Source organism: Streptomyces sp. NPDC030222, assembly GCF_055573115.1.
In genome coordinates this window covers 139244-155240 of record NZ_JBVICA010000014.1, presented here as the reverse complement: position 1 = coordinate 155240, position 15997 = coordinate 139244, and the positions used below count along the sequence as shown (strand labels likewise).

At 69.7% G+C, this 15997-nt stretch carries 11 protein-coding genes, 1 tRNA gene and 2 pseudogenes; 5 read left to right on the top strand and 9 right to left on the bottom strand.

The window, feature by feature from the left end; translation table 11 throughout:
• Window positions 1–29 precede the first annotated feature (29 nt).
• From ACZ4Z5_RS21240 to ACZ4Z5_RS21230, 3 genes and pseudogenes are all read right to left on the bottom strand, one after another.
• Window positions 30–227, bottom strand: a pseudogene (locus ACZ4Z5_RS21240) (helix-turn-helix domain-containing protein); the annotation flags it as partial.
• 31 nt (window positions 228–258) lie between these two features.
• Complete coding sequence (locus tag ACZ4Z5_RS21235; RefSeq protein WP_468264960.1) at window positions 259–2235, bottom strand: right-handed parallel beta-helix repeat-containing protein; 1977 nt, start codon at window positions 2233–2235, stop codon at window positions 259–261.
• Between the two features lie 176 nt (window positions 2236–2411).
• On the bottom strand, window positions 2412–3509 hold the full coding sequence (locus tag ACZ4Z5_RS21230; RefSeq protein ID WP_468264958.1) for a S1 family peptidase: 1098 nt from the start codon (window positions 3507–3509) through the stop codon (window positions 2412–2414).
• Window positions 3510–4547: 1038 nt separating this feature from the next.
• On the opposite strand from ACZ4Z5_RS21230, the pseudogene ACZ4Z5_RS21225 reads away from it, so the two are divergent.
• Window positions 4548–4706 (top strand): annotated as a pseudogene (locus ACZ4Z5_RS21225) (IS256 family transposase); the annotation flags it as partial.
• A gap of 58 nt (window positions 4707–4764) precedes the next feature.
• Entirely contained in the window at window positions 4765–4950 is a 186-nt protein-coding gene (locus tag ACZ4Z5_RS21220; RefSeq protein ID WP_468265062.1) for a hypothetical protein, read from the top strand.
• 152 nt (window positions 4951–5102) lie between these two features.
• Here the strand turns inward: ACZ4Z5_RS21220 and ACZ4Z5_RS21215 are convergent, their stop codons facing one another.
• The 3 genes from ACZ4Z5_RS21215 to ACZ4Z5_RS21205 form a co-directional block, all read right to left on the bottom strand.
• Window positions 5103–6521 (bottom strand): DEAD/DEAH box helicase, encoded by a 1419-nt coding sequence (locus ACZ4Z5_RS21215; RefSeq protein WP_468264956.1) that lies wholly within the window; start codon window positions 6519–6521, stop codon window positions 5103–5105.
• 598 nt (window positions 6522–7119) lie between these two features.
• A tRNA-Leu gene (locus ACZ4Z5_RS21210) sits at window positions 7120–7204 on the bottom strand.
• A 174-nt stretch (window positions 7205–7378) separates the two neighbouring features.
• Window positions 7379–8323, bottom strand: coding sequence for a beta-ketoacyl-ACP synthase III (locus tag ACZ4Z5_RS21205; protein WP_468264954.1), 945 nt, complete (start codon window positions 8321–8323; stop codon window positions 7379–7381).
• Window positions 8324–8616: 293 nt separating this feature from the next.
• On the opposite strand from ACZ4Z5_RS21205, the gene fdhD reads away from it, so the two are divergent.
• Complete coding sequence (fdhD, locus tag ACZ4Z5_RS21200; RefSeq protein ID WP_468264952.1) at window positions 8617–9510, top strand: formate dehydrogenase accessory sulfurtransferase FdhD; 894 nt, start codon at window positions 8617–8619, stop codon at window positions 9508–9510.
• 184 nt (window positions 9511–9694) lie between these two features.
• Here fdhD and ACZ4Z5_RS21195 read toward each other — a convergent pair whose 3' ends face one another.
• Complete coding sequence (locus ACZ4Z5_RS21195) at window positions 9695–10096, bottom strand: (2Fe-2S) ferredoxin domain-containing protein (protein ID WP_468264950.1); 402 nt, start codon at window positions 10094–10096, stop codon at window positions 9695–9697.
• Entirely contained in the window at window positions 10093–10614 is a 522-nt protein-coding gene (locus ACZ4Z5_RS21190) for an isochorismatase family protein (RefSeq protein ID WP_468264948.1), read from the bottom strand. The genes ACZ4Z5_RS21195 and ACZ4Z5_RS21190 overlap by 4 nt, the downstream gene beginning before the upstream one ends.
• 327 nt (window positions 10615–10941) lie before the next feature.
• On the opposite strand from ACZ4Z5_RS21190, the gene ACZ4Z5_RS21185 reads away from it, so the two are divergent.
• Window positions 10942–12762: an AMP-dependent synthetase/ligase gene (locus tag ACZ4Z5_RS21185; RefSeq protein WP_468264946.1), complete on the top strand. Its 1821-nt coding sequence runs from the start codon at window positions 10942–10944 to the stop codon at window positions 12760–12762.
• A 265-nt stretch (window positions 12763–13027) separates the two neighbouring features.
• The gene (locus tag ACZ4Z5_RS21180; protein ID WP_468264944.1) at window positions 13028–13855 is read left to right on the top strand and encodes an aldo/keto reductase; all 828 of its coding nucleotides are present in this window, start codon (window positions 13028–13030) and stop codon (window positions 13853–13855) included.
• 57 nt (window positions 13856–13912) lie between these two features.
• Here the strand turns inward: ACZ4Z5_RS21180 and ACZ4Z5_RS21175 are convergent, their stop codons facing one another.
• Complete coding sequence (locus ACZ4Z5_RS21175) at window positions 13913–15979, bottom strand: SpoIIE family protein phosphatase (protein ID WP_468265048.1); 2067 nt, start codon at window positions 15977–15979, stop codon at window positions 13913–13915.
• Window positions 15980–15997: the final 18 nt, after the last annotated feature.

The window sequence follows — 15997 nt, the reverse complement described above, 5'->3', positions numbered from 1 at the left end:
AACCCGTAGGGTGCGGCGCCAGAAATCGCGATGAGTTGATGGGCCTCGGGCGACAGCCGGAACACCGCGCCCCTCACGCTCGAGCAGCACGGTCCTGGTCTCCCGCTCCAGCTTGGCGATTGGTGGGACACCGCGGACGGCGTGAAGCCCAGGGCGGAGGCGGCGGCGCCGACACTGCCGTACACGTCCGCTTCTTCCGCCGCTGGCCGCGGCCCAGCAGTATGCAGTGGCGCCTGCGCCGGGAATGATCGGATGGAGTCAGGTGGTGGTGCGCTGTGTCTCCTGCCAGATACGCGCAGTTGTACGGATGAATGTGAGCGTGGTCGTCGTTGACGGGATGGCTTCGTCGAATGGTGTGGCCAGATGGAACGATGGGTCCCACCGCACGGGCGTGGACGTCGAGTTGGGGTTGGTAATCTCGAAGGCAATGGTCATGCCGATGGTGTGGTCGCGGGTGTCGAGGATCTGCACGGGGCTCTCAGCGCTGATCACGGCGCAAGAGACCGAGCCGCCTTGGACTCTGACCTGTGCGGGCGAGGGGTAGGTGACCCGTCGGCCCGCCCGGTTGATGCGAATAGCGGGGTCGGCGCAGACGCTTGCGTCGGGTTCGACGATCGCGACGCGTCGGGCAGGTGCTGGAAGGGCGGGATCGACGGTGAAGGCGTTGGGGTCGTAGGTGAACTCCGAGTCCCGGATCGCCGCTGCTATTTGAATGCCGACTCCTGTGCTGGTCAAGGTGATGTTCTCGAGAACATGCCGGCTTCCGTTTTCGTAGAGGATGCCCGTCGAAGCGCCAGCGGGGTGAACGTTGGCGATGTGAATGTTCTTGAGATGCGTTCCTTCCCCACTGGCCCGGATGTCCGGTCCCGAGGGGAACGTGTTGCGGCGTACCTCGAGGCTTACGTCCTCCATGCGGGTGTCTGTGCCGGCGAGGAGTATGAGCTGGGTGGCGGACGGCTCGGCCATGCGCATGGTCAGGCCGCGGAAGGTTATGTTCCTCGACGCGGGATCTGCCACGGCGAGGGATGCGGCATAGCGGTTGTAGTCGTCGAGAGAGAACAGGTTGGTGAACACCATGTCCTCGCACTGTCCGGTCGACAGCAGCGAATCGCAGCTGATGGCGGAACAGTCGCTGACGGTGGCGCCGCGAATGCCCCCGAACTGGAAGGCCGAGCCGCCGCGGACATTCTGGGCCGTGCAGTTCTCAACGGTGACGTTGCTGGACAGTGAGGGGCCGGGACTTGTGGTGCTGCCTGACATGTAGATGAGGTGCGGCGGAGCCGGGTAATAGGGGAAGACCTCACAGGAGGAACTGGTCGCGCGCCTGATGACGAGGTTGTCCTGCGCGGTGGTGAGTACACCGAAGGCGACAGAACTGACGTGGACGTCCTCGACGAGGTTGTTCACCCGGGTACCGGTGTAGAGCCTTGTGGCCCGGTCGTAGTTAGTCAGCTTGACTCCCGAGAGGAAGCCGCTGACCGAGATGCGGCGGATGGTGGTGCGGTTGCCCGAGGCCTGGATTCCAGCGCTGTACGTCGGGCCATTGGCTCCGACGGGGTAGGTACCCGGTTGGGCTCCGGGAATCGCGTTCCGGTCAGCGTCGCCCATGACCAGGGACAGGTCCGAGATGCTGACGTCGTTGGCGTTGTAGAAGTCGAAGACCGGCGCTCCCCAGGACTGTTGCAGGATGACGGTGATCGCCTCGCCCGCTCCCCGGATCCTGGTGCCGTCATGCGTGATGATGACGGGCCGGGTAATCCAGTATGGCTTGTCGGCTCCTGAGGGCGGGAAGTAGACGCCGTCGTTGCGGTAGCGGGCAGCGGCCCTGAACGCCGCATCCAGGAAGTCGTCATTCGCGGTTTCACCGCTGCGTGCGCCGAACCACCTGACGGACAGTTCGCCACTCCACTGGCGCACCCATCGCCCCGCGGCGCCTCCGGCCGGGGCGATGACAAGACCCAAATCGTCGGCTTCGGTGCTCGACGGATTCCAGACGAAGGTCCCGCCGCCCCCGTCGCCCTCCTCGTAGTAACCCCTCACCGCAATACTGGCCGTCGGCGTGGTGGGCCTTACGGCTCGCAGGTGCTTGATGCTCTCCACAGAGGCCGGTGTGTCCGCGACAGCTGCGGGCGTGCCGAGGAAGGGGGTTGCAGCGACGGCGGCCCCGGCCCCCCAGGCGAGCAGCGCCCTTCTGCCAGGCAGGACTCCCGCAGCCGGGTTGTTCTCGTCAGTCATGGTCTGCTCCCGTCTATTCTTGAGGTGGCGCTCCATCACAAGGGCTCCGAGTCTGCTGCGCGCGCGAAAGCGCGAGGCTAGGGCTACGGGGCCCAGAGGAAATGACCGCTGCGTCCTCCCCCTTGGGAATGGAGGAAGCAGCGGCCAGATCTGCGGCCCGGTGTGACCGCCCTCGATCAGGAGGTGGTGCGGAGTGTCACTCCGTGGTAGCTGAGTGCGGGGCCGATGGGCTGGAACGTGGCCACGTTGGGCTGGCCGACCTTCTGACCGCAGACGCTGCTGGCTCCGTAGGTCACGCTGGAGCTGTTGAGTCCTGCGGCGTAGTTGCCGACCAGGACGGGCCCACCGCTGTCGCCGGGTTCGACACAGAGGTTCGTCTGGACCTGACCGTACTTGGTGCCGCTGGGCGTTGTGGCGGTGACATTTGTGGCTGTGACAGTGCCACAGGTGAGGTGCGTCGTACGGCCCGACTTGCAGACGTAGGAACCAACCAGCGTGTTCGACCAGCCGCGCACGTTGCTGACGTAGCCGTCATACCGCCACACGCTCGGCTGGGGAACCCAGTTGATGGTGTTGGTGTAGATGATCGCGTGGTCCGCGCCGGTGTGCGTGTAGTTTGTGACACGCCCGACGTGGTTGGAGTTGCGGTACCAGTTCAGGCGGGAGTCATCCGTCGAGCCGTACATGCAGTGTCCGGCCGTCATGACGTACTGGGGCTTGAAACCGAAGACGTTGGTGGGACCCTCCACGTTGAATCCGGTCGAACACAGGCCCATCCCGTTCGTCATCTCGAGCCCTGCGTACAGGTTGTCGGCCGCGTCCTGCAGTGCCCTGCTCGCGTGCTCGATACGCACCTGGGACCCGGCGGCCCTGGCCTGCTTGACCAAAGCCAGCGACTTGGTCTCCCGCGCCTTCTCGGGTGTTACGACGACGACCTGATTGGCCTTGACGTCGATGTACCAGCGGCTGCCATCTGCCACATCTAGCTGCCCCGCCAAGCGGTCCAGCTGTTGCTTGGTCTTCTCCAGTGTCTTCAGCGAGTGCCTGACCGACCGAGGAGTCGCTCCCGCGGCCCGGACCTCGGTGGCGGCGGAGCCATCGACGACGTTGATGACCAGCTTCCCAGTGGACTGGTCGATAAAGGAGCCTGCGCCTCGTGTGCCGAGACTCTTCGTGAGCCGCTCGCCGAGCTTCACCTGCCGGTCCTGGGCCGCCAGCCGGCTCCGGGCCTGGTCCCGCGAGACGCCGAAGTCCTTGGCGAAGGCATTGGCCATGTCTGTATCGATGCTGCTGACGTGCGAGGTCCCGTCAGTGCCAGGTGACGCTGCCGCGGCCGATGACGCGCCAGTTCCTGCGGGCAGAGCACATATGACGCCCACCGCGGCTCCAACGAACATTAGGCGACGATTCACTAGTTGACCTGCGCTTCCGCGACAGGGGTGCTACGAAGCCCCCGTTACCGATGATGAAGGTGTCACCGACCTCCTCCCTTGAGTAGGCCGGAATCATTAGCTGGCCTCTGTCAAGTGAAGGTGCAGCAACGCGTGTTCAAGGTACGATCACCGCACTTTTCGCGTCGTGAGTAAGAACTGCTCAAGCTCGATCGGTGCTACGTGCCAAATGTGCTTTGACTCCTGAAACTGAAAAAGCCAAGGCAGGGAAACGAGAAATGCAGTGAACACGGGAACCATCCGGTCCTATCTCCCTGGTGACGGGCAGCCAGTCCGCTGCTGGGGATAGGCGCATCGACCGCTGAACGGGCCGGGTGGGGCGGAGCCGCCGTAGTACTCCGAGCCGGGGAGAGCCCGGCACATGGGGAAGGGCGGCAGCGGTATCGAGAAGGGAGGAGGCTGCAATGTCGAGAGAGGCACCGCTGAACAGTGGCGCTCTGCTGGAGACGGCCCCGGTGGGGCCGCGCCAGCGGGTATCGGAGATGCAGGCCAAGCTTCACCGTTGGGCGGTGGCCGATCCCGGCCGCCGGTTCGACGATCTGTTCAACCTCGTGCACGACCGGGCGACGCTGATCGTGGCGTTCGACCGGGTCGCTGGCAACCGGGGAGCCGGTTACACCTGGCGTGGACGGTCTGACCGCTGCCGAGGTCGAGGAGACGCTCGGCTTTCCCGGGTTCCTGGACGACCTGCGCGCCCGTCTCAAGGCGGGTGCGTTCCGGCCGCTGCCGGTGCGGGAGAAGACTATTCCGAAGCCTGGCGGGTCTGGGAAGGTCAGGCGGCTGGGGATTCCCACGATCGCCGACCGGGTCGTCCAGGCCGCGCTGAAGCTGGTGCTGGAACCGATCTTCGAGGCCGGCTTTAAGCCGGAGCTCGTCGCCTTGGCCGACGGCTACCGCGAGTCCACCGAAGCGTGAGCCGGGCTGCTGCGCGACTGCGCCCGCCGAGGCATGCGTGCCCCGGTCCTGGCAGTCGGCGACGGGGCGCTCGGGTTCTGGAAGGCCTTGCGCGAGGTCTTCCCTTGGCCTCTCCGGGATGCCCGCCGCACACGGGGGTGTATCGGGCGGGAAGGAGATCAGGATGGCCCGGCTCCAGGACGCGAAGGACGGGGTCATTCATCTGCGGTCCGCGGGGGTGGACCTGGGGAAGCGGTTCTTGCGAGCAGACCACTTCACCCGCCGTGATCCCGAACGCGCTATGCGCCGCATGATCAAGGAAGCCAACAGCCTCGGGCTGACCATCCGCTTCGAACCGATCACCGCCTGACCCACCCGATCAAGGGGGTCATCTTCGTGTCAGCCCCGCTCGACGACCATTACGGCTACCGCCTCGTCGATGCCGGCCCGCACCCCAACCGGGGCCTCCCCCGCCGCAAAGAGTCACCCGCCACCTCCCCGCCCCGGCAGGTTCGTCCGGCGTCAGCGGCCCTTGCGTACCCGGGCCGCTGCGCGGGCTTCTGCGGTCTTGCGGGCCTCGGCGGCTTTGCGGGACTCCTTCGCGGGGCGGCCCGGACGGGTGCCGAGGCCACGGAAGGGGGCGTTGCCGCTGCTGGTCTTCCCCCCGAGAGGCGGGCGCTTCGCCCCCGTGATGGTGGTCAGCTTCTCCTCGCCGGAGCGCACCTGTGTGACAGTCGGCCGAATCTCGCCGTCGGACATCATCCGGTTCACATCGCGCCGCTGATTGGGGGTGACCAGGGTGACCACATTCCCGGACTCCCCGGCGCGTGCCGTGCGCCCACTGCGGTGCAGGTAGTCCTTGGCATCGGCTGGCGGGTCGACGTTGACGACAAGGTCGAGCGCGTCGATGTGAATCCCCCGCGCCGCGACATTGGTGGCCACCAGCACAGTGATCTCACCGTTCTTGAACTTGGCGAGCGTGTGCGTGCGCTGCGGCTGCGACTTCCCGCTGTGCAAGGCAGCGGCCCGTACGCCGCTGGCCCGCAAGTGACGGGTGAACTGGTCGACGCCGGCCTTGGTGTCCAGGAACATCAGTACCCGGCCGTCGCGCGCGGCGATTTCGGTAGCGGTCGCATACTTGTCGGCGGCGTGGATGTTGAGTACGTGGTGCTCCATCGTGGTGACCGAGCCCGCCGCCCTGTCGACCGAGGCGAGCACCGGGTCGTTCAGGTAGCTCCGTACCAGCTGATCGATGTTGCGGTCCAGCGTGGCCGAAAACAGCAGCCGCTGCCCGTCAGGGCGGACCTGGTCCAGGATCTCCGAAACCTGCGGCAGGAACCCCAGGTCGCACATTTGGTCCGCCTCGTCCAGCACCGTGATCCGCACCTGATTCAGGTGACAGTCCCGACGCGACGCCAGGTCGGCCAGCCGCCCTGGCGTCGCGATGACCACGTCGGCGCCGGTCCGCAGCAGCGCCGACTGTCGGTTGATCGACAACCCGCCGACCACCGTCGCAAGTCGCACATTCAGCGCCTGCGCGTAGGGCGCCAGCGCGTCGCTCACCTGCTGCGCGAGTTCCCGAGTCGGCACCAGGATCAGTGCGAGCGGCCGCTTCGACTCCGCTCGCAGGCCTGCCGTCCGGACGAGCAGCGGAAGCCCGAAAGCGAGCGTCTTGCCGGAACCGGTCCGCGCACGGCCCAGGACGTCGCGGCCGGCCAGCGCGTTGGGCAGGGCCGCCGCCTGGATCGGGAAAGGCTCCTTCACCCCGAGGCCGATCATCGTCTTCATCAGCTCCGGCGGCAGCCCGAGTGGGCCGAAGGACTCGACCGGTGGCAGGCCCGGGACCACCGTCCGGGGCGTCGATAGTTCCCCCTGCGGCGCTGTCGCACGCCGGGGCTTGCCGGCACGGGAGAGTCCAGGGGTCGACGGCTGCGCGTTCATGGGGAAACCTTCCTCGGTCTGGCGCCCAGAACGCACCAGAGCCCATACCCGTTGGTATGGGCCCGGCGGTGTCGAAGCGTGCCCCCAAGTTACCAGCGCGGACGTCTACCGGTCCGGCCGACCGGCACCGGGCGACGGGGCATGGCCGCCTCACGAACGGCAGGCGGCTGATCGTCCGGGCGCACCAGCAAGCCGCCGGCCAGGCCCTGTCCGGGCGATCTTGCAGGGCTCGTGCACCTCGGCCTGCCGTCACCCCGCCCGAGCCACCCGATGTACCACCCGTCCCGGCCAGGCACCCCGTCGGCCAGAACGGTGAATCGAGCACCGCATGCCCAATCAGCCCGCCAACCGGAAGCGGCGCAGAAGAAGCTCGACACGCTATCCCCTGTCACCCGGAGAACGGAGCTACAGCTCACTGCCGACCAGATCCGGGTGATGACTGAGAAGGCTCGGAGGTATCACAGAAAGCATCCACGGTGTGGACGCCGAGAAGGAAGGCCCGCTCTACGAAGCACTGGGCATCACCATCAGCTACGAACACGAAACGAGGACCGCGACCGTAAGGTCGAGGCCCTCGTCCGCGTATCGTCAGTGGTTGTGTCCGAGGGGGGACTTGAACCCCCACGCCCGATAAAGGGCACTAGCACCTCAAGCTAGCGCGTCTGCCATTCCGCCACCCGGACTAGGTGATCTTGCCGCTTCCGGGGTGTTCCCCTCGGCGACGTGGATAACTCTACCAGGGGTTTGAGGTGGTCATGAACCACGTTTTCCGTGGTCAGTGGGCCGGCGGAGCAGTGCGCGGCAGGGCGTGACCTCTCGTGCGCGCCGAGGATCGCTGCCTGTTCTCCGGGGCCGGTTCAGAGCCCCGGGACACGGATGACCTGGCCCGCGTAGGACAGGTTGCCCCCGAAGCCGAAGAGGAGCGCGGGGGCGCCCGGCTCGACGGCTCCGCGTTCCACGAGCTTGGACAGGGCCATCGGGATGCTGGCGGCGGAGGTGTTGCCCGAGTCGACGACATCGCGGGCGATCACGGCGTTCACCGCCCCGATCTTCCGGGCAAGCGGCTCGATGATGCGCAGGTTGGCCTGGTGGAGGACGACCGCGGCGAGGTCCTCGGGGGCCGTCCCGGCACGTTCGCAGACCTGACGGGCGATGGACGGCAGCTGGGTGGTGGCCCAGCGGTAGACGGTCTGGCCCTCCTGGGCGAAGCGGGGCGGGGTGCCCTCGATGCGGACCGCGTGGCCCATCTCGGGGACGGAGCCCCACAGCACCGGGCCGATCGCCGGCTCGTCGGCGGCCTCCACGACCGCGGCGCCCGCCCCGTCGCCCACCAGGACGCAGGTGGAGCGGTCGGTCCAGTCGGTGACCTCGGTCATCTTGTCCGCGCCGATGACGAGGGCGCGGACGGACGAGCCGGCGCGCACCGCGTGGTCGGCGGTGGCCAGGGCGTGGGTGAAGCCCGCGCAGACGGCGTTGATGTCCATCGTCGCCGGCGACGCCATGCCGAGCCGGGCCGCGACCCGGGCCGCGGTGTTGGGCGAGCGGTCGATGGCCGTGGAGGTGGCGACCAGGACGAGATCGATGTCGGCAGGGGTGAGTCCGGCCGCGGCGAGGGCCTTGGACGCGGCGTGCGCCGCCAGTTCGTCCACGGGCTCGTCGGGGCCGGCGATGTGGCGGGTCCTGATGCCCACGCGGCTGCTGATCCAGGCGTCGCTGGTGTCGACCATGGCCGCCAGGTCGTCGTTGGTGAGCACTTTGGCGGGCTGGTAGTGACCGAGGGCCACGACGCGCGAACCGGTCATGGGCGGATCTCTCCTGATTGAGCGCCGTACGGGTTGAAGGACCCAGTGTTCTCGGCGACCGACGGGTAACCGTCCGAGTGATCCAACAGGATCGGGGCCCGGTCTTTGGAGACTTCGGCCTGCGGCCCGGCACCGGACCGGTCCATCCGCTCCGTCCCCTCCGTCCGCTCCGTCCGCTCCGTCCGCCAAGCCGACGGTGCCGGGCCGGGTCGCCCCGCGGAGGTGCCGGGGACGTCCCCAAATGCAGGACAATGGCGTGGGCAGCCGATCGACGTCGTGGGAACAGGTGGGACATGGGACGGGTCACGGAGCGCCGGCGCGTCATCCGGATCCGGGACGGAGCGGTGTCCGCCCGCCCGGACACCCTGGTCGCCGAGGAACCCCTGGAGATCCGGCTGAACGGCACACCTCTCGCGATCACCATGCGCACGCCCGGCGACGACTTCGCCCTCGCCGCGGGGTTCCTCGTCAGCGAGGGCGTGGTGGGTTCCCCGGACGAGGTGCAGAACATCGTCTACTGCGCGGGCGCGACGGAGGACGGCTCGAACACGTACAACGTGGTGGACGTCCGGCTGGCACCCGGCGTACCGGTGCCCGACATCGGCCTCGAGCGCAACGTCTACACCACGTCGTCGTGCGGACTGTGCGGCAAGGCGAGCCTCGACGCGGTGCGCACCACGGCGCGGTTCCCGATCACCGACACTCCCCCGGTCCGTCTCGGCCTCGCGCTCCTGGCCGGACTCCCGGGCCGGCTCCGCGCGGCTCAGCGGGTGTTCGACCGGACCGGCGGGCTGCATGCGGCCGCGCTGTTCTCCGAGGAGGGCGACCTGCTCGACGTGCGGGAGGACGTCGGCCGGCACAACGCGGTCGACAAGCTGGTGGGCCGGGCCCTGCAGGAAGGCGGGCTGCCGCTGTCGCGGTCGGTGCTGCTGGTCTCGGGGCGTGCGTCGTTCGAGCTGGCCCAGAAGGCCGTGATGGCCGGCATCCCCGTGCTCGCGTCGGTCTCGGCGCCGTCGTCGCTCGCCGTCGACCTGGCCGCGGAGACGGGACTCACCCTCGTCGGCTTCCTGCGCGGCACCTCCATGAACGTGTACGCGGGCGAGGAGCGGATCGCCCTGCGCGCGGAAGGCGACGAGACGGACGCCCCGGGGAGCCGGGGCTCCGCCGAAGGGCCGGGGCTCCGCTGAGGAGCAGTGGCCGCCCCGCCTCGACGTCGGGGCCCGACGAAGGGTGACGAGGCGGACGCCCCGGGGAGCCGGGGCTCGGCCGAGGGATCGGGGCTCCGCTGAGGAGCCGTGGCCGGTCGGCCTCGACGTCGAGGCACCGTGACCCCATGTGCACGGGCCGCCATCGAGACGACGTCGCCCGAGGTCAGCGCCCCCGGCGTCTGCGGGTCTCCGCGGGGGCCTCGATGAGCTGGAGCTCCAGCGTGGCGGAGGGCGGGGCGACGCCCGGGCCGCCCGCCGCGACCCAGTCCAGGATGTCGTCGGTGCAGTCGTCGTCCATGGCCCAGCCGATCCAGGTGGGCCGGCCGCCGCGGCGCCGGCCCTCGGTGGAGGGCTGGACGACGATCACGTTCGCCTGGCCGCAGGGCCCGAGGCAGTCCGTGGTGCGGACTGCGAGACGGCCGCCGGATTCCGCCGCCGCGCCGCGCAGCCGCTCCAGCTGCCCCTGGTGGTCGGAGCCGGGGTGTTTGCGGGCGTTCCCGCAGCAGCAGCCACGGCATACGACGAGGGTGCAGGGGCGGGGCGCGGTGGCCCGTATCCAGGTCACCGGGAGCCCCCGAGGGTGATGCCGGCCGCGGGCAGGACGGTGCCGAGGCGGGGGAAGTCCAGGGTGATCGAGGCCTGGTGCTCCTCCGCGTTGAACGCGGTCATGGCGTCTTCGGCGAAGACCAGGTCGTAGCCGAGGTCGCGGGCCGCACGGACGGTGGACTCCACGCCGAGGTTGGTGGCGATGCCGCCGAACACCAGGGTCCGCACGCCGCGTTCGGTGAGCCATTCGTGCAGGCCGGTGCCGTGGAAGCCGCCGATGGTCCGTTTGACGACCACCAGGTCCGCCTTCCTCTCGAGCCCGGGGACCAGTTCGCTGCAGGGTGGCTGCTCGGCGGCCCCGGGCCGTTCGACCCGGATGAGCACGACGGGCGCCCCGGCCGTGCGGAACGCGTCGGCCAGCGCCGCGGAGGCGGCGAGGGCATCGTTCCCGGTGCGCGGCGCGAACGGCAGGGCGACGATCCGTTCCATCAGGTCGAGGAGAACGAGCGCGGTGCGCGCCGGGTCGAGAAGGGGCATGACGGTACGTTATCGGGTCACGTGACGAGGGTTACGGCCGAGCGGCACGGCCTCGGCGGCCGACGGCGCGTCATCGGGTTCGCCCGGCTGTTCCGGGGGCGGCGTGGGCCGGTCCGTGGCAGCCGCGTAGGGATTCGGTGGAGATTCCGCCCGCGCCTACTTACCCCGGAGTCAGCAAGGCCCAGTCCGCGGCCCGATCCACCTCTCCGCTCAAGTGCTGACCTGTGACGATGTGGTTACCGACGAGTTTTGCCGGGGCTCTCCCGCACGGCCACTCAGTGGGGTACCGTCACCGGCGCTGTGCACAGCGCCACAAGGAGCAAGTCATTGCGCGAGTTCACTGTCCCACCCATGGCGACGACGCCCCAGGTGGGCGGACTCGCGGACTCCGTCTTCGACCACGCTGCGGAGGACCCCGGCCGGGTCGTGCTGGGGCGCAAGACCGACGGCGTGTGGACGGACGTCACGACCGCCCTGTTCCGTGACGAGGTCCTGGGCCTGGCGAAGGGGCTGCTGGCCCAGGGTGTGCGTTTCGGCGACCGGGTCGCCGTGATGTGCCGCACCCGCTACGAGTGGACCCTGTTCGACTACGCCCTCTGGACCGTCGGCGCGCAGACCGTACCGATCTACCCCACCTCGTCCGCCGAGCAGGTCTGGTGGATGCTGCACGACGCCGATGTGACTGCCTGCATGGTCGAGCACGAGGACCACGCGATGACCATCGGCTCGGTGGTCGACCGCCTGCCCGGTCTGAAGCGGCTGTGGCAGCTCGACCGGGACGCGGTGGGTGAGCTGACGGCGGCCGGCGCCCACCTCGCCGATGACGTGGTGCACCGGCACCGGCGGGCCGTGACCCCGGATTCCGTGGCGACCGTGATCTACACGTCCGGCACCACCGGCCGCCCCAAGGGGTGCGTGATCACGCACGGCAATTTCATGTACGAGACCGACACCCTGGTGGCCCGCTGGGAGCCGGTCTTCCACTCCGTGAAGGGGGACGAGCCGTCCACACTGCTGTTCCTGCCGCTGGCGCACGTCTTCGGACGGATGGTGCAGGTCGCGGCGATCAGGGGCCGGGTGAAGCTGGGGCACCAGCCGGTGATGGCCGCACCGGAACTGCTGCCCGACCTCGCCGCCTTCCAGCCGTCCTTCATCCTGGCCGTGCCGTACGTCTTCGAGAAGGTCTTCCACGCCGCGCGGCGCAAGGCGGAGACACAGGGCAAGGAGGGGCCGTTCGACAAGGCCGTGGACGTCGCCGTGCGCTACGCGGAGGCGATGGAACTGAAGGCCTTCGGCCAGGGGCCGGGACCGTCGGCGGGGCTGCGGATGCAGCACCAGCTCTTCGAGAAGCTGGTCTACGGCAAGGTGCGCGAGGCGATGGGCGGCCGGGTGCGGCACGCCATGTCGGGCGGCTCGGGGATGAGCCGGAGGCTCGGGCTGTTCTTCGAAGGGGCGGGGGTCACCGTCTTCGAGGGGTACGGGCTCACGGAGTCGACCGCGGCGGTGACCGCCAATCCCCCGGAGCGCACCCGGTACGGCACCGTGGGTCTGCCGATCCCCGGGACCACGATCCGCATCGCGGAGGACGGGGAGGTGCTGGTCCGCGGCGCGCAGGTCTTCTCCGGCTATCTCAACTCGCCCGGTGCGACGGCGCAGGTGCTGAAGAACGGCTGGCTGGCCACCGGCGACCTGGGGCGGCTCGACGACGACGGCTTTCTGACGATCACCGGCCGCAAGAAGGAGATCCTGGTGACGTCGGGCGGCAAGAGCGTCTCGCCGAGCCTCCTGGAGGAGCGGGTGCGGTCCCACCCGCTGGTGTCCCAGTGCCTGGTCGTGGGCAACGACCGCCCGTACATCGCGGCGCTGGTCACGCTGGACCCCGAGGCCGTGGAGCACTGGCTGGCGATGCGCGGCAAGCCCTCGATGACGCCCGCCCAGCTGGTCCGGGACCCGGATCTGGAGACGGAGATCCGGCGCGGTGTCGTGGCGGCCAACACCGCCGTGTCGCAGGCGGAGTCGATCCGTACGTTCCGGATACTCGGCCAGCAGTTCACCGAGGAGCACGGACTGCTCACGCCGTCCCTGAAGATGAAACGCCGCAAGATCGAAGAGGTGTACGCGACGGAGGTGCAGGCGCTGTACCAGTGAGCTCCGGCGGCCGATACGCACGCCCGTCGGGGCGGGGATGCGCACGCCCGTCGGGGCGGGGATGCGCACGCCCGTCGGGGCGGGGATGCGCACGCCCGTCGGGGCTGAGGCCTGCACGCCTGCCGGGCCGGGGACGTGCGCCGGGCCGCGCCGGTTCGGTGGTGGGAATCACCCGATGCGATGGCGGGAATCACGCGATCGGCCGAATCGTTGAGGTAACACGTACGCAAGGAACACCGGCCGACGACGCAAGGAACGACCGCACGTGAGCAAGGTTCCCGCCATCACCCTCAACAACGGCGTCGCGATGCCCCAGCTCGGCTTCGGCGTCTGGCAGATCTCCGACGACGAGGCGACCCGGGCGGTCGGTACGGCCCTGGAGGCCGGTTACCGGAGCGTCGACACCGCCGCGGTGTACGGGAACGAGGCGGGCACCGGCAGAGCCGTCGCCGCGTCCGACGTCCCCCGCGAGGAGGTCTTCGTCACCACCAAGGTCTGGAACGACGACCAGGGCTACGACACCACCCTGCGCGCCTTCGACACCTCGCTCCGCAAACTGGGCCTGGACTACGTCGATCTGTACCTGATCCACTGGCCCGCCCCGGCGCAGGACGCCTACGTCGACACCTACAAGGCGCTGGAGAAGATCCACGCGGACGGCCGCGCCAGGGCGATCGGCGTCTGCAACTTCCCGCCCGAACAGCTGCGGCGCCTGATCGCCGAGACGTCCGTGGTGCCCGCCGTCAACCAGATCGAGCTGCATCCGCAGCTCCAGCAGGCGGAGTTGCGCGCCCTGCACGCCGAGCACGGAATCGCCACCGAGGCCTGGTCGCCGCTGGGCCAGGGCCGCGGCCTGCTCCAGGTCCCCGCGATCGTCGCCGTCGCACAGAAGCACGGCCGCACCCCGGCGCAGGTGGTCCTGCGCTGGCACCTCCAGACGGGGAACGTGGCCATCCCCAAGTCCGCGACCCCCTCGCGCATCCGGGAGAACATCGACGTCTTCGACTTCGAGCTGGACTCGGACGACCTCGCGGTCATCGCGGCGCTGGACGAGGGCAGGCGCCTCGGCCCGGACCCGGCCGCCTTCGGCTGACGGCCGGGAGGAACGGCCGCTCCCACCGACCCGGCGGACCACCCGGCCGACGACGTCTCACCGAGCGCCGTGGTCCTGCTGGTGGATCAGGAGCAGGGCGATGTCGTCGTTGCGCGGCGACGCGGACCGGACGGCGTCCGAGACCAGGGTGTCGGCGAGCGCATCCATGGTCTCCTCGCGTGCCCCGCAGAGCCGCCGGGCCAGTCCGGCGATCGAGTCGCCGATGTCCGCGCCGGGAGCCTCCACGAGTCCGTCGGTGTACAGGACGAGCACCGAGCCGGGCAGGAACGGGATCTCCACGGTCGGGTACGCGGCGGCGGGGTCGATGCCCAGCAGCAGACCGGGCTCCAGGTCGAGGACGGTCGTCCGGCCGTCCGGGTGGCGCAGCAGCGGCGGCGGATGGCCAGCGCTCGCCAGCCGGGCGCGGTGGTTCGCCAGGTCGAAGTGCACGTAGAAGCAGCTGGTGAACAGGCCGGTTTCGAGATCGGTGAGCAGCCGGTTGGTGCGCCCGAGCACTTCGCCGGGAGGGGCGCCGGCCATGGAGTGGACGGCGGTGCGGACCTGTCCCATGAGGGCCGCGGCGGTGACGTTGTGGCCTTGGACGTCCCCGATGGCCGCGGCGGCGTTGGTCTCGTCGAGGCGGATCAGGTCGTAGAAGTCGCCGCCGATGTCCATGTGGTGAGCGGCCGGCAGATAGCGGGCTGCCACCTCCAGGCCGGGTATCCCGGGCAGGGTGTGGGGCAGCAGACCGGCCTGCAGGCTGTGCGCCAGCTGGTGCTCGGTGTCGTAGAGGAGCGCTCGGTCGAGGGCCTGCGCGATCAGGCCGGCGATCGACGTGAGCGCGGCACGCTCCCCGGGGGAGAAGTGGTGCGGCCGCTCGTACGCGAGCATCAGGGAGCCGACCGGACGACTGGACGCGGTCAGTGGGAGGTAGCACCAAGCCGCCATGCCGTCCTGGAGGCAGGCGCCGGGATGGGCCTGTTCCAGCTCCGCGGGGTCCGTGTAGAAGAGGGGCAGCCCAGTGGACAGGACGCGGGCCGCGGGCGTGTCGGAGGTCAGGGGGGCGGCGTCGAAACGGGCGATGAGATCGGCGGGATAGCCCCGGCTGCCGATGACGTGCAGTCGGCCCTCCTCGGCCGTCATGAGCGCGAGTGCCTGCGGTCCCAGGCCGGGGACGAGCTGGTCGGCGGTCTGGTCGACCACGGCCTGCACACCGGCGGCTTCGGTGAGCGTCGCGGCCAGGTACATGAGGTGGTACAGAGCGGTGGCACGGCTCGGCCCCGGGGCGGGTGCCGGCTGCTTCCCGTGGCGGGAGGCGGCGGCGTCCGCGGCGGAGGCCGGGGTGATGCGGACGCTGACGCCGGAGTCGTCCGGGTAGAGCCGGAAGTGCAGCCAGTGGTCCGGCGGGCGCAGCACGGTGAAGACCGTGGGCAGCCGGCTGATGACCGCCGACCGGTAGTGGTCCTCGACGGCGGGGTTGTCCATCCACGGCAGCGCCTCCCAGGGGAAGGCGCCCATCAGGTCGGGGACGGCGGCTCCGACGAGCTCCGCCGCGGCGGGGGTGATGTACGTGATCCGGCCGTGCAGGTCCAGGGAACAGCTCCCGCCGGGCAGCCGGTCGATGAACTCCGCGGCCGCCGCCGCCTCGGCGGGGCCCGGAGTGTGTCTGCGCGGTGGCGCGAGCATCAGGGGCCGCCGACCGGCCTGTGGCGGCCGGCCACGGTTCTCCGCCTCCCGCAGCACCAGGCCGAGGCGGCGCAGCCCTGCCTGCATCGCCTCGTGCTCCCGGGCGTCCAGCTGCGTCGGGTGCCAGCCGGGCCAGAGCAGGACGAGCCCGCCGGGGGTGTCGTCGCCGCCCGGAAGCGCCCCGGCGGCCAGTGCGAAGTCGTAGGGCAGCACCAGTCCGAGCCGTGGGTAGCGCCGGGCCATTTCCTCCTGGCTGCCGAGCCAGACCAGGCGCTGCTCGCGTATCGCGTCGGCCACCGGGATCGAGTCGGTCATGGGCACCCGTGACCAGGGGGCGGCGAACTCGTGGGTGACGCCGCCCAGGACCGCCAGGTAGAGCACGTCCTGGCCCGGCGACCGCAGGTAGAGCATGCCGATGGATGCGCCCGTGTCCTCCATGACCTCCGCCACGGCGGT